This is a genomic window from Pseudomonas sp. Ag1 (genome assembly GCF_000278565.1).
Classification (GTDB): Bacteria; Pseudomonadota; Gammaproteobacteria; order Pseudomonadales; family Pseudomonadaceae; genus Aquipseudomonas.
Genome location: NZ_AKVH01000094.1, coordinates 79101 through 102433, shown reverse-complemented (window position 1 = coordinate 102433; position 23333 = coordinate 79101). Strand labels below are relative to the sequence as shown.

21 protein-coding genes are annotated in these 23333 nt (G+C 61.3%); 14 read left to right on the top strand and 7 right to left on the bottom strand.

The genetic code is table 11. The annotated features are described in order from the left end of the window. Window positions 1-19 precede the first annotated feature (19 nt). Window positions 20-2407, bottom strand: a complete 2388-nt coding sequence (locus tag A462_RS18945) for a PAS domain-containing sensor histidine kinase (protein ID WP_008434435.1) — start codon at window positions 2405-2407, stop codon at window positions 20-22. A gap of 77 nt (window positions 2408-2484) precedes the next feature. Between A462_RS18945 and A462_RS18950 the strand changes: the two genes are divergently transcribed. Beyond that, a complete protein-coding gene (locus A462_RS18950; RefSeq protein WP_008434433.1) occupies window positions 2485-3459 on the top strand; it encodes an alpha/beta hydrolase family protein in 975 nt (324 codons plus the stop codon). Window positions 3460-3639: 180 nt separating this feature from the next. On the opposite strand, the gene A462_RS18955 is transcribed toward A462_RS18950, so the two are convergent. From A462_RS18955 to A462_RS18965, 3 genes are read right to left on the bottom strand one after another with little or no spacing between them, the layout of a single operon-like run. Beyond that, a complete protein-coding gene (locus tag A462_RS18955) occupies window positions 3640-4407 on the bottom strand; it encodes a TerB family tellurite resistance protein (RefSeq protein ID WP_003210983.1) in 768 nt (255 codons plus the stop codon). Window position 4408: 1 nt separating this feature from the next. Next, window positions 4409-5083: an N-acetylmuramate alpha-1-phosphate uridylyltransferase MurU gene (murU, locus tag A462_RS18960; protein ID WP_008434430.1), complete on the bottom strand. Its 675-nt coding sequence runs from the start codon at window positions 5081-5083 to the stop codon at window positions 4409-4411. Continuing rightward, entirely contained in the window at window positions 5080-6099 is a 1020-nt protein-coding gene (locus tag A462_RS18965) for an aminoglycoside phosphotransferase family protein (protein ID WP_008434428.1), read from the bottom strand. Before A462_RS18965 ends, murU begins: the two co-directional genes overlap by 4 nt. A 130-nt stretch (window positions 6100-6229) precedes the next feature. Between A462_RS18965 and A462_RS18970 the strand changes: the two genes are divergently transcribed. The 11 genes from A462_RS18970 to A462_RS19020 all read left to right on the top strand — a co-directional run bounded on the left by A462_RS18970 (window position 6230) and on the right by A462_RS19020 (window position 20336). Then, on the top strand, window positions 6230-9040 hold the full coding sequence (locus tag A462_RS18970; RefSeq protein ID WP_008434426.1) for an LPS-assembly protein LptD: 2811 nt from the start codon (window positions 6230-6232) through the stop codon (window positions 9038-9040). Then, on the top strand, window positions 9021-10358 hold the full coding sequence (locus A462_RS18975) for a peptidylprolyl isomerase (RefSeq protein WP_003210991.1): 1338 nt from the start codon (window positions 9021-9023) through the stop codon (window positions 10356-10358). The genes A462_RS18970 and A462_RS18975 overlap by 20 nt, the downstream gene beginning before the upstream one ends. Next, on the top strand, window positions 10355-11344 hold the full coding sequence (gene pdxA / locus A462_RS18980; RefSeq protein WP_003210992.1) for a 4-hydroxythreonine-4-phosphate dehydrogenase PdxA: 990 nt from the start codon (window positions 10355-10357) through the stop codon (window positions 11342-11344). Before A462_RS18975 ends, pdxA begins: the two co-directional genes overlap by 4 nt. Next, on the top strand, window positions 11341-12153 hold the full coding sequence (gene rsmA, locus A462_RS18985) for a 16S rRNA (adenine(1518)-N(6)/adenine(1519)-N(6))-dimethyltransferase RsmA (protein WP_003210994.1): 813 nt from the start codon (window positions 11341-11343) through the stop codon (window positions 12151-12153). The genes pdxA and rsmA overlap by 4 nt, the downstream gene beginning before the upstream one ends. A 124-nt stretch (window positions 12154-12277) precedes the next feature. After that, window positions 12278-12658: a Co2+/Mg2+ efflux protein ApaG gene (gene apaG, locus A462_RS18990; protein WP_003210996.1), complete on the top strand. Its 381-nt coding sequence runs from the start codon at window positions 12278-12280 to the stop codon at window positions 12656-12658. Next, the gene (locus A462_RS18995; RefSeq protein ID WP_008434419.1) at window positions 12658-13509 is read left to right on the top strand and encodes a symmetrical bis(5'-nucleosyl)-tetraphosphatase; all 852 of its coding nucleotides are present in this window, start codon (window positions 12658-12660) and stop codon (window positions 13507-13509) included. The genes apaG and A462_RS18995 overlap by 1 nt, the downstream gene beginning before the upstream one ends. 33 nt (window positions 13510-13542) lie before the next feature. Continuing rightward, the gene (gene glpE, locus A462_RS19000) at window positions 13543-13872 is read left to right on the top strand and encodes a thiosulfate sulfurtransferase GlpE (RefSeq protein WP_008434417.1); all 330 of its coding nucleotides are present in this window, start codon (window positions 13543-13545) and stop codon (window positions 13870-13872) included. A gap of 285 nt (window positions 13873-14157) precedes the next feature. Next, window positions 14158-16080 (top strand): PrkA family serine protein kinase, encoded by a 1923-nt coding sequence (locus A462_RS19005; protein WP_003210999.1) that lies wholly within the window; start codon window positions 14158-14160, stop codon window positions 16078-16080. A gap of 126 nt (window positions 16081-16206) precedes the next feature. Continuing rightward, entirely contained in the window at window positions 16207-17478 is a 1272-nt protein-coding gene (locus A462_RS19010; protein ID WP_003211000.1) for a YeaH/YhbH family protein, read from the top strand. Beyond that, window positions 17475-19037: a SpoVR family protein gene (locus A462_RS19015; RefSeq protein WP_003211001.1), complete on the top strand. Its 1563-nt coding sequence runs from the start codon at window positions 17475-17477 to the stop codon at window positions 19035-19037. The genes A462_RS19010 and A462_RS19015 overlap by 4 nt, the downstream gene beginning before the upstream one ends. 63 nt (window positions 19038-19100) lie before the next feature. After that, on the top strand, window positions 19101-20336 hold the full coding sequence (locus A462_RS19020; RefSeq protein ID WP_008434412.1) for a multifunctional CCA addition/repair protein: 1236 nt from the start codon (window positions 19101-19103) through the stop codon (window positions 20334-20336). On the opposite strand, the gene folK is transcribed toward A462_RS19020, so the two are convergent. After that, on the bottom strand, window positions 20306-20824 hold the full coding sequence (gene folK / locus A462_RS19025; protein ID WP_003211005.1) for a 2-amino-4-hydroxy-6-hydroxymethyldihydropteridine diphosphokinase: 519 nt from the start codon (window positions 20822-20824) through the stop codon (window positions 20306-20308). The two genes, A462_RS19020 and folK, sit on opposite strands and share 31 nt — an antisense overlap. Then, entirely contained in the window at window positions 20815-21168 is a 354-nt protein-coding gene (gene folB / locus A462_RS19030; RefSeq protein ID WP_003211007.1) for a dihydroneopterin aldolase, read from the bottom strand. The genes folK and folB overlap by 10 nt, the downstream gene beginning before the upstream one ends. A 74-nt stretch (window positions 21169-21242) precedes the next feature. On the opposite strand from folB, the gene plsY reads away from it, so the two are divergent. Further along, entirely contained in the window at window positions 21243-21812 is a 570-nt protein-coding gene (plsY, locus tag A462_RS19035) for a glycerol-3-phosphate 1-O-acyltransferase PlsY (RefSeq protein WP_003211009.1), read from the top strand. Between the two features lie 33 nt (window positions 21813-21845). On the opposite strand, the gene tsaD is transcribed toward plsY, so the two are convergent. Then, complete coding sequence (tsaD, locus tag A462_RS19040; protein WP_008434407.1) at window positions 21846-22871, bottom strand: tRNA (adenosine(37)-N6)-threonylcarbamoyltransferase complex transferase subunit TsaD; 1026 nt, start codon at window positions 22869-22871, stop codon at window positions 21846-21848. A 203-nt stretch (window positions 22872-23074) separates the two neighbouring features. On the opposite strand from tsaD, the gene rpsU reads away from it, so the two are divergent. Then, a complete protein-coding gene (rpsU, locus tag A462_RS33335) occupies window positions 23075-23290 on the top strand; it encodes a 30S ribosomal protein S21 (protein ID WP_002551877.1) in 216 nt (71 codons plus the stop codon). Window positions 23291-23333 lie beyond the last annotated feature (43 nt).

Here is a 23333-nt window from a genome sequence, read left to right as displayed (position 1 = left end):
TGTCCTCTTCTTTTGGTTATCAATCCAGCGGCACCGTCACACTCAGGGTGGTGCCTTCGCCCAATGCGCTGTCCAGGCTCAACTGCCCGCCCATGATCAGCACCCGCTCGCGCATGCCCACCAGGCCAAACGATACGGGGCGCCCGGGAGCCTGGACGAAACCTGCGCCGTCGTCGCTGATGGTCAGGCGCAGGTGCGCGCCCTCCACCACCAGCGTCAGCTCGACAGTATGCGCCTGGGCATGGCGCATCACATTGGTCAGTGCCTCCTGCAGGATACGGAACAGGCCGATGGCCTTGGCGTCGCTCAGCGCCGGCAGATTATCCGGCACCTGCACCAGGCACGGAATCTGCGTCCGGGCCTCGAAACGCCGGGCCTGCCATTCGATCGCCGAGGCAATCCCGGCATCGAGAATCGGCGGACGCAAGGCGGTGGCCACATCGCGTACCAGTTGGAACAGTTGGGCGATCAGGCGCTTCATGCTGTTCAGCCGCTCGTGCAGGCCAGGATCCAGTTGCGCGTAGGTCAGCTCGCACATCGAGGTTTCCAGCTTGAGCACGGTGAGCATCTGCCCCAACTCGTCGTGCACTTCCCGGGCGATGCGGGCCTTCTCTTCCTCGCGCACGGTTTCCAGGTGGGCCGACAATTCCCGCAATTGCGCGCGGGAGGCGTCCAGCTCCAGCTCGATGCGCTTGCTCTCGCTGATGTCCCAGACAATTCCGTCCCAGACCACGGCGCCGTCTTCCAGGCGCCGGGTCACGGCCTTGATATCGGCCCAGCGCTGCTCGCCCAGGCGAGTCAGGATGCGGCCCTGCCAGGCCCAGTTGCTCTCGGTCTCGATGGCCTGGTCCTGGGTGCGGTGATAACTGGCGCGGTCGTCGGGATGCACCAGGCTGCGAATGCCCATGGCCGGATGGCTGAGCACTTCCGGCGCGTACCCCACCAGGCCCTCGCTGCCCTGGCTGATGTAGGCGAACTCGATCGCCTCGCTGCGCGGCAAGCGCTCCAGGCGAAACACCAGCCCCGGCACATTGGCGGCGATCCCTTGCAGCCGCGCCTCACTTTCCTGCAACGCCGCGAGGGCCCGGCGACGCTCGGTGACATCGTTGAGGTAGACCACCAGGTATTCGCCGTCGGCAAAGCGCAGGAAACTCAGGGACACATCGGCTGGCAATACGCTGCCATCGGCGCGCAGGCAATTGGTGGCAAAGCTCTGTGGCCCGTCTTCGCTGGCCCGGGCACGCTTCCACAGGTTGAGCCAGCGGTCCATGGTCAGCGTCGGGTCGAATTCGATCAGCGGGCGTTCGATCAGGGCGCCGGGGGCGTAGCCGAGCATGGTTTCCGCCGCCTGATTGGCGTAGCGCACATGGCTGTCCCAATTGACCCAGAGGATACCGACGGTGCTTTGGTCGATGGAGAACTGGGTCAGGCGCAAGGCTTCGGCACCGGCGGCGCGGGCGGCGCTTTCTTCGCGGGCGGCCAGCAGATTATGCTCCAGGCCGCGTTGCTGGCGGCGCTGCCAGAACACCACGGCCAGGCTGGCGAGCAATAGCAGGCCCAGCAGCAACGTGAGGTTTTGCCAGAAGCCGGGGGACTCGGTCACCCGTGGGTATTTGGGCTGCAGCCAGCGGCTGTGCAACTGGTCCAGATCACGAGCGGGAATCGCGCGCAAGCCGCTTTGCATGATATCGGCCAGCTCGGGCCAGTCGCGCCGCGTGGCCACCCGCAGCAATTGCGGCAGGCCGATATCGCCGACCACGGCAAGGCCGGCGAACTCGGTTTCGCCCGACAACCGGCTCAATTGCGCCTCATCCACCACCGCATACCGCGCCTGCTGGCTCACCAGCAATTGCAGGGCCTGGCGCTCCATGGGCACGCCTTGCAGGTTGAGGCTCGGGTAGGTGCTGCGCAGGTAATCCGCCACTGCGCTGGGCATGCGCACGGCGACGCGGGATTGGTCGTCGAGTTTCTCCAGGTCGACTGCGGTGCTGCCATCACGAACCCCGACAATGTGCTGGGGCACCCGCATATACGGATCGGAGAACAACCACAGGCGCAGGCCGGCCGGGGTTTGCAGCAGGCCGGGGGCGAGGTCGACCTCGCCGTCACGCACCGCCGCCTCCAGTTGCTCCTGATTGGGAAAGTTGCGCCAGGTCAGTTCGATATTCAGCGCCTTGGCCAACCACTGCATCAATTCGACATTGGCCCCGGACAGCCGCTGCAAGCGCCGATCGTATTGGGCATAAGGCGCCTGTAACACCAGCCCGACCCGCAGGTCGGGATGCTGTTCGAGCCATTCGCGCTGGCCGGCATCGAGCTGCGCCTGATGAGTGGCAGGCGCAGGCACGGCGCCCGCGATCAAGGGAAAGCATATACAGCCGATAACCAGCAGGTAGCGAAAACCCATGATCCACGTCTCATATCACTGACAAATACTGACCAACCCATTAGGCTGCCGGAATCACTTCTGGCCGGAAATCAACGATGCCACTTTCCCACCGCTCGGCACTGCCAGCATTGTGCCTGTCGCTGCTGTTTACCAGCGCCTTTTGTGTCGAGGCCGCCGACACTCCCGCTCCCGCCCCGGAAAAACCGGTGGTGCGCCAGCCCTTGCCGGAGCGCAGCCAGGAAGAAGCCAACGCCCTGGAACGACAAATCCCGCAGCAGGAACAACAACAGTTGCAGGCGGGCAGCGATTCTTTCCTGGCTTTGTGGAAGCCGGCCAACAGCGGTGAGCCTGAAGGCGTGGTGATTATCGTCCCGGGCAACGGCGAAAGTGCTGACTGGCCTCAAGCAATCGCGCCGTTGCGCAAGAAATTGCCGGACGCCTCCTGGGGCACCCTGAGCTTGTCGCTGCCGGACCTGACCCTGGACACTTTGCCACCCCGCGTCATCGAATCGCCCAAGGCGACCGTGGAGACCAGCAGCAAAGACGCCAGCACCGTCGCCAAACCCGTGGAGCAAGCCGCCAGCGCCGAAGCGGAAGGCACTGACCCGGCCGTGGTTCCCGGCACCGATGAACAAGACAAGACCGACACCACGCGAATCTTCGCGCGCATTGACGCCGCCCTCGCCTTCGCCCAGACCCAGAATGCCCGCAGCGTCGTATTGCTCGGCCACGGCACCGGCGCCTGGTGGGCCGCGCGTTACCTGAGTGAAAAACAACCGGCGCAGGTGCAGAAATTTGTCATGGTGGCCGCGCAGACCCCGGCGGGCCGTGCCCCGGACCTGCAACAACTGGCACCGAAACTGAAGCTGGCCACGGCAGACTTTTTCTACCAGGACAACGCCCAGGCACGCAAAGCGGCCCAGGAACGTTCCCAGGCCAGCAAGCGTTTGAAGAATGACAGCTACAAGCAGGTGTCGTTGAAGGCCCTCCCCGATAACAGCCAGGCCGGACAAGAGCAGCTGTACCGGCGGATTCGCGGGTGGCTGAGCCCGCAAAATCCCGGAGACTGAGCGTAAATCTCAAAAACACTGGAGAACAAAATGTGGGAGCGGGCTTGCTCGCGAATGCGGTGAGTCAGTCACTGCATCTGTTACTGATCCACCGCATTCGCGAGCAAGTCGAATCGTCGCACCGCCACTCCCACAGTTGATCCGGTTTACGCCATAAAAAAGCAGCGCCTGATAATTCCGTTAGCGAAAGTCTCGCCTTTCGCGAATCAGCGCATAGGCGTTGTGCAGCTCGCGGGTGCGCTCGGTCGCCTCGCGCACTTGTGCGGGGCTGGCGCCACTGCCGGCAATCTTGTCCGGGTGGTGCCGGCTGAGCAGGCGCCGGTAAGCGCGCTTGATCACCGCGGGCTCCGTCGTCGACGTCACCCCCAGAATCCGCAACGCCTCCTGATAAGCCCCGCCACGATTGGCCAACGGCTTGCGCTCCGGCTCATAGTCAGCCGCCAGCGCCTGGATCTGCTGGACCGTCCAGCCGAGCCATTTGCCCCATTGTTCAATCAACTCGCGCTCGGCCGTACTGGCCTTGCCGTCCGCCCAGGCCATGCGCCAACAGGCACGCAGCACACCTTCCGCCGCATGGGGCTGGGCCTTGAGCACGCCCAGGTAACTGCGTACCCGGTCCGAGCCGGACTTGCCGCGATTGAACGCGGCAATCGCACGGCGCTGGGCCGGCTCGGCCATGTCCAGCGAGCGCATTTCCTGGCGGGCCTGCTGGATATGCCCGTCCACCACCCGGCCGTTGCTCTTGGCCAGGCGGCCGAGCAACACGAACAGCAACTCGTCATTGCGCAGCGCCGGCCGCCCGCCAAGGCGCTCGCGTAACTGGGCCCAGCTTTGCAGTTCCAGGCGCCGGTCCAGCGCCTGGCCCAGCAGTGCGCCCAACATGGCCCCCGGAATGCTGGCAATGGCAAAGCCCGCCCCGGCTCCGATCAGAGTCCCTGGCCACAACATCCTAGTGCCCCGCTGTCAGCAGGGTTTCGACTTGCGCCAGACGCTCCAGCGTCCCGACATCGATCCAGCGTCCGTTCATGTGTTCCCCCGTCACCAACCCTTTCGCCATGGCGTCACGCAACAGCGGCGCCAGCTTGAAGGCACCCGCACTGCAACCCGCGAACAGCTGGGGGTGGAGTACGGAAATGCCACTGAAGGTCAGGTTATCGGCACCGGCGGCGGCATCATGAAGCGCGCCGTCCTTCAGGTAGAAATCACCACCGGACGGATGGTGCGGCGGGTTGTCGACCATCACCAGGTGGGCCAGCCCATCCAGTGGCTGGTGGAGGCTGGCGAAGTCGTAGTCGGTCCAGATGTCGCCATTGACCACCAGGAACGGTTCGTTCCCCAACAGCGGCAAGGCCTTGAAGATCCCGCCACCGGTTTCCAGCGGTTCGCCTTCGGCCGAATACTGGATGCGTACGCCGTACTGCGAGCCATCGCCCAGATAGCCTTCGATCTGCTGGCCGAGCCACGCATGATTGATGACGATCTCGGTAAAGCCTGCTTTCGCCAGCGCCTCGAGGTGGTACTCGATCAGGCGCTTGCCGCCGGCCTGGATCAGCGGCTTGGGCGTGTGCAAGGTCAGCGGGCGCATCCGCTCACCTTTGCCGGCGGCCAGGATCATGGCCTTCATACCACCGCCTCGACGCGCAGGCTCGCCAGCAATTCACCCAGTTCGCTCAACTCTGGCCGGTCCGCGAGCACCGCCTCTATATAAGCGAAGAAGCGCGGCACGTCCGCCAGGTAGCGCGGCTTGCCATCGCGGTGGCAGATGCGCGCAAAGATGCCGATCACCTTGAGGTGACGCTGCACGCCCATCAGGTCGCTGGCCCGCAGGAACTCCTCGAAGTCCGCCTGCACCGGGATACCCAGCGCGCCGGCGCGCTGCCAGTAACCGCGCTGCCATTCCCGCACGCGGGCCTGCGGCCAACTGAGAAAGGCGTCCTTGAACAGGCACGTGATGTCGTAGGTCACCGGGCCGTAGACTGCGTCCTGGAAGTCCAGCACGCCGGGATTCGGCTCGCTGATCATCAGGTTGCGCGGCATATAGTCACGATGCACCAGGACCTTGGGCTGGGCCAGGGCGCTGTCAATCAGGTGTTCGCTGACGCGTTGCCACAGGCCAAGCTGCCGGGCGTCGAACTCGATGCCCAGCTCCCGGCGAACGTACCATTCAGGAAACAATTCCAGCTCCCGACGCAACAGCGCGACGTCATAACTGGGCAACGGGGCTTCCATCGGCAATTGCTGGAAAGCCAGCAATGCGTCTATGGCATCGGCGAACAATTGATCGGCATTTTCAGCCGTAATCACGTCCAGATAGGTTTTTTTCCCCAGGTCGTTAAGCAAAAGAAAGCCGCGAAGCAGATCTTGCGCATAAATTTTCGGAACATTTATTCCCGATTGACCGAGTAAATGAGCGATATCGACGAAAGGTTTGCAGTTTTCCTGGGGGGGTGGAGCGTCCATCACGACAAAACTGCGACCTCCTCCCTCCCACCGGAAGTAACGCCTGAAACTCGCGTCACTGCTGGCCGCAGTCAACGTGGCCGGGGGTACGACACCCCAGCCCTGGGTGGTAAAGAGGCCTGGCAATTGCTCATCAAGCCAGACTTTCAGCTGTTGCAAACGTAGATCTTGGTCGGGCATTACAAGGGTCTCCGACGGCGCTAGCCGTCAAGCGGGTCATGCTTTATTATCACGCATCTTTTTCAGACCATCGAGAGGCGTGCGGCCCACACCGCGGGCAGATGGCACGCAGGAAGCCCGGACTAATAAGATGGCATTGAAATCCCCCGCGTTTCGTAGAAAATTTCCGTTGCTGGTAACCGGCAGTCTGCTGGCCATGCAACCTTTCGCCACCTCATTCGTGGTCGCCGCGGAACAGTATGACTGCTCAGTCTCTGCTTCGGGTGCCTGGGATTGCGCGCCGAAAACGGCCGCAGCCCCGCTGCCACCGCGCCCGGTGCATGACGGCAGTGCCGTCAGCTCTGCCAGTGGCACGCCGCAAGGCGAGTCCGGCGGCACCGCCGAGGCCGTGCCGCAGACCGCTCTGGTCACCGAAGCCAAGGGCCGCGGCCTGCGTTCGCGCAGCGCCGACTACAGCCACCTGGACTGGGTCCCTCGCGAGAAGCTCACCGCCGCACAACTGGCCGAAACCGGCCCGTACTGCTCCGGCGCGTACATCGAGCCGATCCGTCCTGGCATGAACGACAAGACGAACAAGAGCGACGCGCCGACCTTCATCGGCGCCAAGGTCTCTCGTTACGAGCAGGAACAACAAGTTGCTTCCCTGGCCGGTGACGTCGTCATGCGCCAGGGCAGCATGCAGGTCGAGGCCGACGAGGCCAACCTGTACCAGGCCGAGAACCGTGGCGAGCTGAACGGCAACGTCCGTCTGCGCGACAACGGTGCCCTGCTGGTGGGCGACCACGCTGAAGTCCAACTGGACACCGGCGCCGCCAAGGTCGACAACGCCGAATACGTGATGCACAAATCGCGCATCCGCGGTAACGCCCTGTACGCCAAGCGTGCCGAGAACGCGATCATCCGTCTCAAGGACGGTACGTACACCACCTGCGAGCCGAACAGCAACGCCTGGCAGCTCAAGGGCAACAACATCACGCTCAACCCGGCCACCGGTTTCGGTACCGCGACCAACGTGACGTTGCGGGTCAAGGACATTCCGATCCTTTACACCCCGTATATCTATTTCCCGATCGACAACCGTCGTCAATCCGGCTTCCTGCCGCCGAGCTTCAGCACCGGTGGCGAGACTGGCTTCACGCTGGTTACGCCGTACTACTTCAACCTGGCGCCAAACTACGACGCCACGCTGTACCCGCAATACATGACCAAGCGCGGCCTGTTGATGGAAGGCGAATTCCGCTACCTCACCAAGTCCAGCGAAGGCCAGTTCGGCGGCGCGTACCTGAACGACGACAGCAGCGAGCGTAAAGGCCAGACCGACTACGAAAAAGATCGCTACATGATCAACTGGCAGCACAAGGGCGGGCTGGACTCGCGTGTACTGACCCAGGTCGACTACACCAACATCAGCGACCCTTATTACTTCCAGGATCTGAAGTCCTATCAGGAAGGGATCAAGAGCCAGGACTACGTGAACCAGCAAGGTTCGGTGACCTATCGCGGTGATACCTTCCAGGCGAAGCTGAACCTGCAGGCGTACCAGCTGGCAACGATCTCCCAGATCACGCCGTATGACCGCTTGCCACAGATCACCTTCAACGGCACGCTGCCGTACCATCCAGGCGGGGTGAACTTCACCTACGAGACCGAAGCCGTACGCTTTGATCGGGACTTGGAGAACGGAAGCTTCACGGATGAAAACGGGCTCGTATCGCCGCGGCTCGACACCTACGTAACCGGCCTGACCCGTGCAAACGGTACTCGCCTGAACGTTGCGCCGGCAGTCGACTACCCGATGAACTGGACCTACGGTTTTATTACGCCAAAGTTGAAGTACGTCTATACCAAGTACGATCTTGATTTGGACAGCATCGGCAAAAACCAGATTATCGCAGCGCAAGCCGAGTCAACTGCAGCCAACCCTTATGCTGGCGGCACCTTCAAAAGCTCGCAAGACCGTGCAATTCCGATTGCCAGCATCGACAGCGGCCTGTACTTCGACCGCAACACCAACTTGTTCGGCAAAGACTACCGTCAAACTCTGGAGCCTCGTGCGTACTACCTGTATGTACCGAACAAGGACCAGGGCGATATCCCGGTATTCGACAGCGGTGAGTACTCGTTCAGCTACGCGTCGCTGTTCCGTGACAACCGCTTCAGCGGTACTGACCGCATCGGCGACGAGAACAAACTGTCCCTGGGCGTGACCAGCCGCTGGATCGAAGAAAACGGCTTCGAACGCCAACGCGTCAGCATCGGCGAGGCCGTGTACTTCAAGAACCGCGAAGTTCAACTGCCGGGCATCCTGGCCTCGGACCGTGCGGACGCACAGTCTGATGTTTCGCCAATCGCCCTGGACTACGAGTTCCGCTTCAACCGTGACTGGCGCGCCACTGCCGATTACAACTGGGACCCGGAAAGCCACAGCCCACGCTCCGGCAGCGCGATGTTCCACTATCAGCCGGAAGACAACCCGAACAAGGTTATCAACGTCGGCTACCGCTATCGCAACGACCAGGTGGTGTACAACCAGCTGACCGGCAAATGGCAGTTTGGTGGTGACTACGGCACTCCGGGCACCGACAACTTCGTGAAGGATTACTACAAAATCCAGCAACACGACTTCTCGATGATGTGGCCGATCGTTCCGCAGTGGAACCTGATCACCCGCTGGCAGTATGACTATGCCCGCAACCGTACCCTGGAAGCCTTCGGTGGTTTCGAGTACGACAACTGCTGCTGGAAACTGCGCGTCATCAACCGTTACTGGGTTTCCAACGACGAATACAGCCAGATCGCCCCGCTGAACGAAAAGGGTGACCACGGGCTCTTCTTCCAGATCGTCCTTAAAGGACTCGGCGGCCTGACCGGCGCCAAGGTAGAGAGCTTCCTCGACAAAGGCATTGAAGGTTATCGTGAACGTGAAGACCAAGCTTTCTGATTGTCTGCGCCCGCTGATGCTGGGCGCGCTGTTCCTGGGTACCGCCGCAGCTCACGCTGCGGTTCAACCGCTGGACAAGGTAGTGGCCATCGTCGATAACGACGTGATCATGCAGAGCCAACTGGACCAACGGGTCAAGGAAGTTCAGCAAACCATCGCCAAGCGTGGCGGCGGCGTACCGCCGACCAGCGTGCTGGACCAGCAGGTGCTTGAACGCCTGATCGTTGAAAACCTGCAACTGCAGATCGGCGATCGCTCCGGTATCCGTATCAGCGACGAAGAATTGAACCAGGCTGTCGGCACCATCGCCCAGCGCAACAACATGAGTGTTGATCAGTTCCGCGCAGCCCTGGCTCACGACGGCCTGTCCTATGAGGACGCCCGTGACCAGATTCGCCGGGAAATGATCATCAGCCGTGTACGTCAGCGTCGCGTGGCCGAACGGATTCAGGTGTCCGAGCAGGAAGTGAAGAACTTCCTCGCCTCCGACCTTGGCAAGATGCAGCTTTCCGAAGAACTGCACCTGGCCAACATCCTGGTGCCTACGCCCGACAGCGCCAACGCTGAACAGCTCAATGCTGCTGCAGCGAAAACCCAGGCTATCTATGACCGTCTCAAGCAAGGTGCCGACTTTGCCCAGATGGCCATTGCCCAGTCCGGCAGCGACAACGCCCTCGAAGGCGGTGACATGGGCTGGCGTAAAGCCGCGCAACTGCCACCACCGTTCGACCGCGAGCTGAGTGCCATGGAAGTCGGTGGCATCACCCAGCCTGCCCGTACGCCAGGCGGTTTCATCATCCTCAAGTTGCTCGGCAAGCGCGGTGGCGAAGAAGCCCAGATGAAGGACGAAGTTCACGTTCGTCACATCCTGGTCAAGCCAAGCGAGATCCGTACCGAAGCCCAAACCAAGGAACTGGCCCAGAAGCTCTATGACCGCATCGAAGCGGGCGAAGACTTCGGCGAATTGGCGAAGAGCTATTCCGAAGACCCGGGTTCGGCGCTTAACGGCGGCGATCTGAACTGGATCGATCCGAAGGCACTGGTTCCAGAGTTCCAGGACGTCATGGCCAAGACCCCGCAAGGCGTTCTGTCCAAGCCGTTCAAGACCCAATACGGCTGGCATGTGCTGGAAGTCCTTGGCCGTCGCGCCACTGACAACACCACCCAGGCCCGCGAGCAGCAAGCCCTGACCGTACTGCGTAACCGCAAATACGACGAAGAGCTGCAAACCTGGTTGCGTCAGATCCGTGACGAAGCCTACGTAGAGAACAAGCTTCCTGGTGCCGACCAAACAGGCACCGACCAGGCAGCCCAGTGACACCCAAGCGTTTCGCACTGACACCCGGCGAGCCGGCCGGCATTGGTCCTGACCTGTGCCTGCTGCTCGCCTCGCACCCCCAGCCACACCCCCTGATTGCCATTACCAGCCGCGACCTGCTCATTGAGCGGGCCGCGCAGCTGGGTGTGGTTGTCGATCTGCTGCCGGTGGGCCCGGGCAACTGGCCTGATCTGCCGGCACCGGCCAACAGCCTGTACGTATGGGATACCCCGCTGGCGACCAAGGTCGTGGCCGGGCAACTGGACAAGGCCAACGCTGCCTTCGTCCTGGAAACCCTGACCCGTGCCGGCCAGGGCTGCATCGACGGGGATTTTGCCGGGATGATCACCGCCCCGGTACACAAGGGTGTGATCAACGAATCAGGCATCGCCTTTTCCGGTCATACCGAATTCCTCGCTGAGCTGACCCATACCGAACAAGTGGTGATGATGCTGGCAACGGGCGACCTGCGGGTGGCGCTGGTGACCACTCACCTGCCCCTGCGCGAGATTGCCGACGCCATTACCCCCGAGCGACTGGAGCGTGTGACACGCATCCTGCACGCCGACCTGCAACAGAAGTTCGGCATCGCCCAACCACGCATCCTGGTCTGTGGGCTCAACCCCCACGCCGGTGAAGGCGGCCACCTGGGCCATGAAGAAATCGACATTATCGAACCAACCCTGGAGCGTCTGCGCCTTGAAGGCATGGACCTGCGCGGCCCATTGCCTGCCGACACTCTGTTTACCCCCAAATATCTGGAGCACTGCGACGCAGTGCTGGCGATGTACCATGACCAGGGCCTGCCCGTGCTGAAGTACAAAGGCTTCGGCGCCGCGGTCAACGTGACACTGGGCCTGCCGATCATCCGCACCTCCGTCGACCATGGCACCGCCCTGGACCTCGCAGGCAGCGGCAAGATCGATACCGGCAGCCTGCACGTGGCCCTGGAAACCGCCTATCAGATGGCCGAGACCCGTATATGACCGAGCATTACCAACACCGGGCGCGCAAGCGTTTCGGGCAAAACTTCCTGCACGACGCTGGCGTGATCGATCGCATCCTGCGTTCCATCCATGCCAAGCCCGAAGACCGCCTGCTGGAAATCGGCCCGGGCCAGGGCGCCCTGACCCAAGGCCTGCTGAAAAGCGGCGGCCAGCTGGACGTGGTTGAGTTGGACAAGGACCTGATCCCGATCCTCAACCAGCAGTTCGCCGGCATGCCCAATTTCAACCTGCACCAGGGTGATGCGCTGAAGTTCGACTTCACCAGCCTCAATGCAGCGCCCAACAGCCTGCGAGTGGTCGGCAACCTGCCGTACAACATCTCCACCCCGCTGATTTTTCACCTGCTGAACAACGCCGGCATCATCCGCGACATGCACTTCATGCTGCAAAAGGAAGTGGTCGAGCGCCTGGCAGCGGGTCCTGGAGGCGGTGACTGGGGTCGCCTGTCGATCATGGTTCAGTACCATTGCCGCGTAGAGCACCTGTTCAACGTCGGACCTGGCGCGTTCAACCCCCCGCCGAAAGTCGACTCCGCCATCGTGCGCCTGGTGCCTCACGCGGTGTTGCCACACCCGGCCAAAGATCACAAGTTGCTGGAGCGCGTGGTGCGCGAAGCCTTCAACCAGCGCCGCAAGACCTTGCGCAATACGCTGAAGGCTTTGCTCAGCAACGCTGAAATCGAGGCCGCCGGCGTCGACGGCAGCCTGCGCCCCGAGCAGTTGGACCTGGCCGCCTTCGTGCGCCTGGCTGACCAGCTCGCCATTCAGCCTGCGCCAGTGGCTGAATAAATAGTAGGAGCCGGCTTGCCGGCGATGGCGCACTCACGATCGCCATCGCTGGCAAGCCAGCGCCTACGGGCCTAGACTGACCGGCATCCGCTGTTCCCCCGCTTTTGCTTTTAAGGCCTCTTGCATGTCCGATCCTCGTTATCAGATCGACGTCAGCGTCGTCACCCGCTTTCTGGCGGAACAATCGCAACCCGAGCAGAACCGCTTTGCGTTCGCCTACACCATTACCGTGCAAAACAACGGCGAGCTGCCTGCCAAGCTGCTGTCGCGCCACTGGGTCATCACCGACGGTGACGGCCAGGTCGAGGAAGTACGCGGCGCCGGCGTGGTCGGCCAACAACCGCTGATCGCCCCAGGCAAGAGCCACACCTACAGCAGCGGCACTGTCATGACCTCCCGTGTCGGCAACATGCAAGGCAGCTACCAGATGCTCGCCGACGACGGCAAACACTTCGACGCCATCATCGCCCCGTTCCGCCTCGCGGTGCCTGGAGCCCTGCACTGATGGCGACGTATGCCGTCGGCGACCTGCAAGGCTGCCTGGAACCGCTCAAGTGCCTGCTCGAGCGTGTGGCCTTTGACCCGGCCAAGGATCGCCTGTGGCTGGTGGGCGACCTGGTCAACCGTGGCCCGCAATCCCTGGAAACCCTGCGCTTCCTTTATGGCATGCGCGACTCCCTGGTGTGCGTACTGGGCAACCATGACCTGCACTTGCTGGCCGCCGGCAATAACATCGAGCGTCTGAAAAAGGGCGATACCCTGCGGGAAATCCTCGAAGCGCCGGATCGCACCGAGCTGCTTGACTGGCTGCGCCGGCAAAAACTCATGCACTACGACGAGAGCCGCGACACCGCCTTGGTGCATGCCGGCATTCCACCCCAGTGGACGCTGAAGAAAGCCCTCAAGTGCGCGAGTGAAGTCGAAGCAGCCCTGGCCGATGACAACCTGTACACCGCTTACCTGGATGGCATGTACGGCAACGAACCCGTTAAGTGGGACAACGAACTGACCGGCGTCGCGCGCCTGCGGGTGATCACCAATTACTTCACCCGCATGCGTTTCTGCACCGCCGAAGGCAAGCTGGACCTCAAGAGCAAGGAAGGCGCCGACACTGCGCTGCCCGGCTACAAGCCCTGGTTCGCCCACAAGGAGCGCAAGACCCGTGAAACGAAGATCATCTTCGGCCACTGGGCAGCCCTGGAAGGCAAATGCGATGAACCCGGTGTATTCGCCCTCGACACCGGCTGCGTGTGGGGCGGCGCGATGACCCTGATGAATGTCGACACCGGCGAGCGCTCGAGCTGCCAGTGCGACTCGCCCATTCCCGAACAACTGCAGGCCACGGCAAAGCGCTGAGCCGCGCTTTCATACAGGCCAAAGGAGCCCGCCATGACTGAATTCAAACGTATCCCTCCCGAGCAAGCCCAGGCCCTGCGCGAGCAAGGCGCGGTGGTTGTAGACATCCGCGACCAGCCAACCTACAACGCTGCCCACATCAGTGGTGCCCAGCACCTGGACAACCACAACATCGCCGACTTCATCCGCGCCGCCGACCTCGACGCGCCGGTCATCGTCGCGTGCTACCACGGCAACTCCAGCCAAAGCGCCGCCGCCTACCTGGTGAGCCAGGGCTTCTCCGACGTCTATAGCCTCGACGGTGGCTTTGAGCTATGGCGTGCGACCTATCCTGCAGAAATTGCCGCAGGCGACGCGCAATAATTTTTTTCAAACCCCGCTATCCCGCGTGACGCTTGGCCTCGCGCCGTTTCTGACGAACGGCGCGGCCAAACTAATTTCGTATCGCGCCTTGACCTCCCCGATTCCGAACTATCCTTAAGCGCAGGCCATCCAAAACAGGGGAGAGCCGGTACACCGGCGTGCGGGTCATCGGTAGCGTTTCAGGGTGTTCTGGGGGGAAAACGGCCATTGGTGTCCACCAATGGCTGCCAGCATCGACTGATTGATCCGGCGTCGGCTCCACGTATCGAGCGAGGTGACGACGTCATGAGTATTTTTAGCCACTTCCAACAACGCTTCGAGTCCACCCGCCAGGAAGAGCTCTCGCTTCAGGAGTATCTCGAACTGTGCAAAAAGGACCGCAGCGCCTACGCGTCTGCCGCTGAACGCCTGCTGTTGGCGATCGGCGAGCCGGAGCTGGTGGACACCGCAGCCAATTCGCGCTTGTCGCGGATTTTCTCGAACAAGGTGATCCGTCGCTACCCGGCCTTTGAAGACTTCCACGGTATGGAAGAATGCATTGACCAGATCGTCTCGTATTTCCGCCATGCCGCCCAAGGCCTGGAAGAGAAGAAACAGATCCTCTACCTGCTCGGCCCCGTCGGCGGCGGTAAGTCGTCCCTGGCCGAGAAGCTCAAACAACTGATCGAGAAGGTGCCGTTCTACGCCATCAAAGGCTCACCGGTGTTCGAGTCGCCCCTGGGGCTGTTCAATGCCACGGAAGATGGCGCGATCCTCGAAGAAGACTTCGGCATTCCACGGCGCTATCTCAATACCATCATGTCGCCCTGGGCGACCAAGCGCCTGGCCGAGTTCGGCGGCGACATCAGCCAGTTCCGGGTGGTGAAGCTCTATCCCTCGATCCTCAACCAGATTGCCGTGGCCAAGACCGAACCGGGTGACGAGAACAACCAGGACATCTCGGCACTGGTGGGCAAGGTCGATATCCGCAAACTCGAAGAATTCCCGCAGAACGACGCCGATGCCTACAGCTACTCGGGCGCACTGTGCCGGGCCAACCAGGGCCTGATGGAGTTCGTGGAGATGTTCAAGGCACCGATCAAGGTGCTGCACCCACTGCTTACCGCCACCCAGGAAGGTAACTACAACAGCACCGAAGGCCTGGGGGCGATTCCATTCACCGGGATCCTGCTGGCCCACTCCAACGAATCGGAATGGCACACCTTCCGCAACAACAAGAACAACGAAGCCTTCATCGACCGGATCTACATCGTCAAGGTGCCGTACTGCCTGCGGGTCAGCGATGAAATCAAGATTTACGACAAGCTGCTGTTCAACAGCTCCCTGGCCAAGGCCCATTGCGCGCCTGACACCCTGAAGATGCTGGCCCAGTTCACCGTGTTGTCGCGCCTCAAGGAGCCGGAAAACTCCAACATCTACTCGAAGATGCGCGTGTATGACGGCGAAAACCTCAAGGACACCGATCCGAAGGCCAAGTCGATCCAGGAATACCGCGACACCGCCGGCGTGGATGAGGGCATGAACGGCCTGTCGACACGTTTTGCGTTCAAGATCCTGTCCAAGGTCTTCAACTTCGACCCGCACGAAATCGCCGCCAACCCGGTGCACCTGCTCTACGTGCTGGAACAGCAGATCGAACAGGAACAGTTCCAGGCTGAAACCCGCGAGCGCTATCTGCGCTTCCTCAAGGAATACCTGGCACCGCGCTACATCGAGTTCATCGGCAAGGAAATCCAGACCGCGTACCTGGAGTCCTACAGCGAATACGGCCAGAACATCTTCGACCGCTACGTGCTGTACGCAGACTTCTGGATCCAGGACCAGGAATACCGCGACCCGGAAACCGGCGAGATCCTCAACCGCGTAGCCCTCAACGAGGAACTGGAAAAGATCGAAAAACCCGCCGGCATCAGCAATCCGAAGGATTTCCGCAACGAAATCGTCAACTTCGTGCTGCGCGCCCGGGCCAACAACAATGGCAAGAACCCTACCTGGCTCAGCTACGAGAAGCTGCGGGTGGTCATCGAGAAGAAAATGTTCTCCAACACCGAGGATCTGCTGCCGGTCATCAGCTTCAACGCCAAGGCCAGCAAGGAGGATCAGCAAAAACACAACGACTTCGTCACTCGCATGGTCGAGCGTGGCTACACCGACAAACAGGTACGACTGCTCTCCGAGTGGTACCTGCGGGTCCGCAAATCGCAGTAAGGCAGCGACAAGCGTGTAATGCCAGGCTCCCGGTACGCCGGACAGCCTGGCAATCGACCGCTTGTCTTTAAGCTTCCAGCTTGCCGCTTGAAGCTTGTAACTTGAAGCTGCCCGGAGGGCTCCTGCATGAGCTATGTGATCGACCGACGTCTCAATGGCAAGAACAAGAGCACGGTAAACCGCCAGCGGTTCCTGCGGCGTTACCGTGACCACATCAAAAAGGCCGTCGAAGAGGCCGTCAGCCGCCGTTCCATCACCGACATGGAGCATGGCGAACAGATCAGCATCCCCGGACGCGACATCGATGAACCGGTGCTGCACCACGGCCGGGGCGGCAAACAGACCGTCGTGCATCCCGGCAACAAGGAATTCACCAGCGGCGAACATATCCAGCGGCCCCAGGGCGGCGCGGGCGGCAAAGGCCCGGGCAAGGCCGGTAACTCCGGCGAAGGCATGGATGAGTTCGTGTTCCAGATCACCCAGGAAGAGTTCCTGGAGTTCATGTTCGAAGACCTGGAACTGCCCAACCTGGTCAAACGCAACCTGACCGGTACCGACACCTTCAAGACCGTGCGTGCCGGGATCAGCAACGAAGGCAACCCGTCACGGATCAACATCATCCGCACCCTGCGCTCGGCCCATGCGCGACGTATCGCCTTGTCTGGCAGCAGCCGGGCAAAACTGCGGGATGCCAAGGCGGAACTGGAACGCCTGAAACGCGAAGAGCCGGACAACTTCGGCGATATCCAGGAAATTGAAGCCGAAATCGCCAAACTCAGCGCGCGAATCCATCGCGTGCCGTTTCTCGACACCTTCGACCTGAAGTACAACCTGCTGGTCAAGCAACCCAACCCCAGTTCCAAGGCGGTGATGTTCTGCCTGATGGACGTGTCCGGCTCCATGACCCAGGCGACCAAGGACATCGCCAAGCGCTTCTTCATCCTGCTGTACCTGTTTCTCAAGCGTAACTACGACAAGATCGATGTGGTGTTCATCCGCCATCACACCAGCGCCAGGGAAGTCGACGAGGAGGAATTCTTCTACTCGCGGGAAACCGGCGGCACCATCGTCTCCAGCGCCTTGAAGCTGATGCAGGAAATCATGGCCGAACGCTATCCGGCCAACGAGTGGAACATCTACGCCGCCCAGGCTTCCGACGGCGACAACTGGAACGACGACTCGCCGATCTGCCGCGACATCCTGATCAACCAGATCATGCCGTTCGTGCAGTACTACACCTACGTCGAAATCACCCCGCGCGAGCATCAGGCCCTGTGGTTCGAATACGAGCGCATCAGCGAAGCCTTCGCTGACACCTTCGCCCAGCAACAATTGGTCTCGGCCGGCGATATCTATCCGGTCTTCCGTGAACTCTTCCAGCGCAGGTTAGTGACATGACCGCCAAAGAGCATAAGCGCCAACCCATATCCACGGGGTCCGAATGGACCTTCGAACTCATCCAGGCCTATGACCGGGAAATCAGCCGCATCGCGGCGGGTTATGCCCTGGATACCTACCCCAACCAGATCGAAGTGATCACCGCCGAACAGATGATGGATGCCTATGCGTCCGTGGGCATGCCCCTGGGCTATCACCACTGGTCCTACGGCAAACACTTCCTCAGCACTGAAAAGTCCTACACCCGCGGCCAGATGGGCCTGGCCTACGAAATCGTCATCAACTCCGACCCGTGCATCGCCTACCTGATGGAAGAAAACACCATCTGCATGCAGGCGCTGGTGGTGGCCCACGCGTGCTACGGGCATAACAGCTTCTTCAAGGGTAACTACCTGTTCCGCACCTGGACCGATGCCAGCTCGATCATCGATTACCTGGTATTCGCCAAGCAGTACATCATGCAGTGCGAGGAGCGCCACGGCATCGACGCAGTGGAAGACCTGCTGGACTCCTGCCATGCCCTGATGAACTACGGCGTCGACCGCTACAAACGCCCGTATCCGATTTCCGCCGAAGAAGAACGGCTGCGCCAGAAGGACCGTGAAGAGCATCTGCAAAAACAGATCAACGACCTGTGGCGCACCATTCCCAAACGCGCCGGCAAGAATAACGACAAGGACAATGCGCGCTTCCCCGCCGAACCTCAGGAAAACATCCTGTATTTCATCGAAAAGCACGCACCATTGCTGGAGCCCTGGCAGCGGGAAATCGTGCGGATCGTGCGCAAGATCGCCCAGTATTTCTACCCACAACGCCAGACCCAGGTGATGAACGAAGGCTGGGCCACGTTCTGGCACTACACCCTGATGAACGACCTGTATGACGAAGGCCTGGTCACCGACGGTTTCATGATGGAGTTTCTGACGTCCCACACCAGCGTGGTCTTCCAGCCGGGCTTCGACAGCCCCTACTACAGCGGTATCAACCCGTATGCATTGGGCTTTGCGATGTACCGCGATATCCGGCGCATGTGCGAGCACCCCACCGAAGAAGACCGCCGCTGGTTCCCGGAGATTGCCGGCAGCGATTGGCTGTCGACCATCAAGTTCGCCATGAGCAGCTTCAAGGATGAGAGCTTCATCCTGCAGTACCTGTCCCCCCAGGTGATTCGAGACCTCAAGCTGTTCAGCATCATGGACGACGACCTAAAGGACGACCTGCTGGTGCCGGCGATCCACGATGAGCCGGGTTACCGCACCATCCGCGAAACCCTCGCGGCGCAGTACAACCTGGGCAACCGCGAACCCAATGTGCAGATCTACAGCATCGACGTACGCGGCGACCGCTCGCTGACCCTGCGCCACCAGCAGCACGACCGCAAACCGCTGGGAGAGTCCACTGAGGAGGTTCTCAAGCACCTGCACCGGCTGTGGGGGTTCGATATCCACCTGGAAACGCTGCAAGGCGACCAGGTGATGAAAACCCACCATGTTCCGCCCCGCAACGAACACGGCGATAACGATTACGGCCGCCTGGACCTGGCAGTCGTACATCTGTGAAACGGCAAAGCCTCCATTGGCGGGCCGCAGGCGTTATCCTGTGCCGCTAATGGAGGCTTTTTCATGCAAATCTACAAAGTCGGTGGTGCGGTACGTGATCGCCTGCTGGGCATCCCCGTTACCGATATCGACCGTGTCGTAGTCGGCGCTACCACTGAAGAAATGCTCGCCCTGGGCTACAAGCCTGTGGGTTCGGACTTCCCGGTATTTCTTGACCCGAAAAATGGTGACGAGTACGCCCTCGCCCGCACGGAGCGCAAGAGCGGCCGGGGTTATGGCGGCTTTGTGTTTCACGCCAGCCCCGAAGTTACCCTGGAAGAAGACCTGATCCGCCGCGACCTGACCATCAACGCCATGGCCGAGGATGACGCGGGCAACCTGACCGACCCTTATCACGGCCAGCAGGATCTGGACGCACGCATTCTGCGTCACGTTTCCCCGGCGTTTGCCGAAGATCCACTGCGTGTCCTGCGCGTTGCCCGCTTTGCCGCGCGCTATGCCGGCCTCGGCTTTACGGTAGCGCCCGAAACCCTGGAACTGATGCGCGAACTCAGCGCGTCGGGCGAACTGGAAGCCTTGACGCCCGAACGCAGCTGGAAGGAGATTTCCCGCGCATTGATGGAAAACCAGCCACAGGTGTTTATCCAGGTGCTGCGCGATTGCGGCGCCCTGAAAACCCTGATGCCGGAAATCGACGCACTGTTTGGCGTGCCGCAACCCGAGGCCCATCACCCCGAAATCGATACCGGCGTGCACACATTGAGCGTGCTGGAACAGGCAGCCATCCATGCCCAACCGTTGACCGTCCGCTGGGCCTGCCTGCTGCACGATCTGGGCAAGGGGCTCACGCCTGTGGATAAGTTGCCGCAGCACATCGCTCATGAGCAACGCGGCGTGAAGCTGATCAAGGCGATGAACGAACGCTTCAAGGTGCCAAGGGATTGCCAGGAGTTGGCGTTGCTGGTGGGCGAATATCACACCCACGGCCACCGCGCACTGGAGCTGAGGCCCTCGACATTGCTGGAGTTGCTGCAAAGCTTCGACGTTTACCGTCGCCCGCAACGCTTTGAAGAGTTTGTGGTGGCATGCGAGATGGACGCCCGCGGGCGCAAGGGCCTTGAGCAGAGAAGTTATCCACAAGCCGATTATTTGCGCGGTGCGGCGCTGGCGGCCAGAGGTGTGGCCGTCGCACCGCTACTGGAACAAGGCTACAAAGGTCCCGAACTGGGCGAAGCGCTGAAACGCGAACGGCTCAAGGCGCTAAAAGCCTACAAGAGCGAGTCCGGCGTCAACGGCTGATCCCGCCATTCGAACGCGACCGGCGCCAGTACCTGGTCAATGTGTGCATCCTGCCACAGCGCGGCAAATGACTTGCCCACCTCAGGATGCACACGCTGCGGCGCCATCAACGACAGCGGCCACAGCACAAACGCGTTCTTCAGGATTTCGGCCCGGGGCAGGATCAGGCCATCGAAGTTACCCACCAGCTCGCCATACAGCAGCACGTCGATGTCCAGCGGCAAGCCTTTGCGATCCGGGGCGTAGCGGCCATTGTCGGCCTCGATGAATTTCAGCCGGCGGTCCAGCTCCATCAACGGCAGGTCGGTATACGCCGACACCACCAGATTGAAGAATGGCCCGCTCTTGATGCCCACAGGCTGGCTTTCAAACACCGGCGAACAGCGCATCTGCGTCAGGAAACCCGCCAGCGCATCAAGGCCAGCGTGCAAATGGGCCTCACGCTCGATGTTACTGCCAAGACCAAGGTAAACCTGAGTTAGCGACATCCGCGCTCGATCTCCACGCCCACACCCTTGGCGGCCGGTACGGCGCCGGGCTTGGTCAGTTTGAGGTGCAGCCAGGGAATCTGGAACTCACTCATCAACACTTCAGCCAGGCGCTCGGCGAAGGTTTCCACCAGCTGGAATTGCGCCTGCTCGGCAAAGGCCTGGATCCGCGCGGACACGCTCGCGTAATCCAGCGCCAGGGTCAGGTCATCACCGGCAGCGGCCGGGCGGTTATCCCAGGCGAAGCTCAGGTCCAGACGCAGGCATTGCCGGATACCGCGCTCCCAGTCGTAGGCCCCGATCACGGTGTCGACTTCCAGGCCTTCGATAAACACTCTGTCCAAGCACTCTTCTCCGCTGCACGACAAGGGCGCGATGCCCCGTTAGAATCAGGGCGTCCTCGCCCGGAATAGTTAGCATGTTTTGGTTACTGGCGACTCTCGCCTACCTGCTCGGCTCGCTGTCCTTCGCCATTTTGCTCAGCCGCCTGACGGGAAATCCCGACCCGCGAATGAGTGGCTCAGGCAATGCCGGCGCCACCAATATGTTGCGCCTGGCCGGCAAGAAACTCGCCGTACTCACGCTGTTCGGCGACGTCTGCAAGGGCCTGCTGCCGGTGCTGATCGCCGATCTCGCCGGGCTCTCGCTGCAACAGCAAGCCTGGATCGGCGTCTGCGCGGTGCTCGGCCACCTGTTCCCGCTGTACTTTCGCTTTCGCGGCGGCAAAGGCGTTGCGACGGCGGCCGGCATGCTGCTGGGGATCTACCCACCGGCGGCGCTGCTGGCCATCCTGGCCTGGCTGCTGACGTTCTACCTGACACGCACCAGCTCGCTGGCCGCCCTCATCGCCACGCCCCTGACCCTGCCGTTGCTGGCGTGGCAGGAACCGGAGGCGCTGGTGCCGATGAGCGTGCTCACGCTGCTGATCGTCTGGCGCCACCGGGGCAATTTACGCGACCTGTTTGCCGGGCGCGAACGGCATTTTTAAATACGCCCGGTGAACCCGGCTCACGTTCGCCCGTTACAGCGGCGGCAACTGCTCCATCGGCCAGCGCGCCTGCACGCTGATTGCCAGGCTTTCATGCTGCCCGGCCTGCAAACGCTGGCAACCGGCATAGGCGATCATCGCACCGTTGTCGGTGCAGAATTCGGGACGCGCATAAAACACGTCGCCCTTCATGTCGCCGAGCATTTTCTCCAGGGAGCTGCGCAGCGCCTTGTTCGCGCTGACGCCGCCCGCGATCACCAGGCGCTTCATGCCCGCCTGCTTCAGGGCCCGCTTGCACTTGATGGTCAAAGTCTCCACCACGGCCTGCTGGAACGCCAGCGAGATGTCGCAACGGGCTTGCTCACTGTCGTCTCCGGCGCTGACGCTCTGCTGCCAGGTGTTCAGGGCAGAGGTTTTCAGGCCGCTGAAACTGAACATCAGGCCAGGGCGATCGCACATCGGGCGCGGGAAGGTATAGCGCCCCGGAACGCCTTTTTCTGCCAAGCGGGCGATTTCCGGGCCGCCCGGATAATTGAGGCCCATCATCTTCGCAGTCTTGTCGAAAGCTTCACCGGCAGCGTCGTCCAGGCTTTCGCCCAGCAGCGTGTATTGACCGATTCCGTCGACCTGAACCAGCTGCGTATGGCCGCCTGAAACCAACAAAGCGACGAACGGGAACGCTGGCGGGTTTTCTTCCAGCATCGGTGCCAGTAAATGGCCTTCCATGTGGTGCACACCAAGGGCCGGAATGCCCCAGGCAAATGCCAGCGCCTGGGCGCAAGAGGCCCCAACCAGCAGGGCTCCGACCAATCCGGGGCCGGCGGTATAGGCAATGGCGTCGATCTCGGTCGGCACGCAGCCGACCTCGTCCAGCACCTGGCGAATCAATGGCAGCATGCGTTTCACATGATCACGGCTGGCCAGCTCCGGCACCACGCCGCCATAGGCGCGATGCAGGTCGATCTGACTGAACAGTGCGTCGGCCAAAAGCCCGCGTTCACTGTCGTAAAGTGCGACACCGGTTTCGTCGCACGAGGTTTCTAATCCCAGAACTAGCATGGGTTTGCGCCTTGTAGAGGCTGAATTCGAAGGCGCGCATAATAGTCGCCACTCCCCCTCCCGACTAGCGGTTTTCGATCAGAGGCTTTGCATTCCGGGCAATGAGGGGTTAACATCCGCAACCCTTAAAAACCGACGACCTCAGCCGCGAATTTTTTGCGACGAGAACGTTGATTCCCGGTAATGAAAGAAGGTAGCTCTGGATGCCAGCCGTCAAAGTAAAAGAGAACGAACCCTTCGACGTAGCTCTGCGTCGTTTCAAGCGCTCCTGCGAAAAAGCCGGTGTTCTGGCTGAAGTTCGTAGCCGCGAATTTTACGAGAAGCCAACTTCTGAGCGTAAGCGTAAAGCAGCAGCCGCTGTTAAGCGTCACGCCAAGAAAGTTCAGCGCGAGCAGCGCCGCGCCGTTCGTCTGTACTAATACACAGACGTTCGTAGCAAGCTTCTGCCAAGCCCGGCCCTCA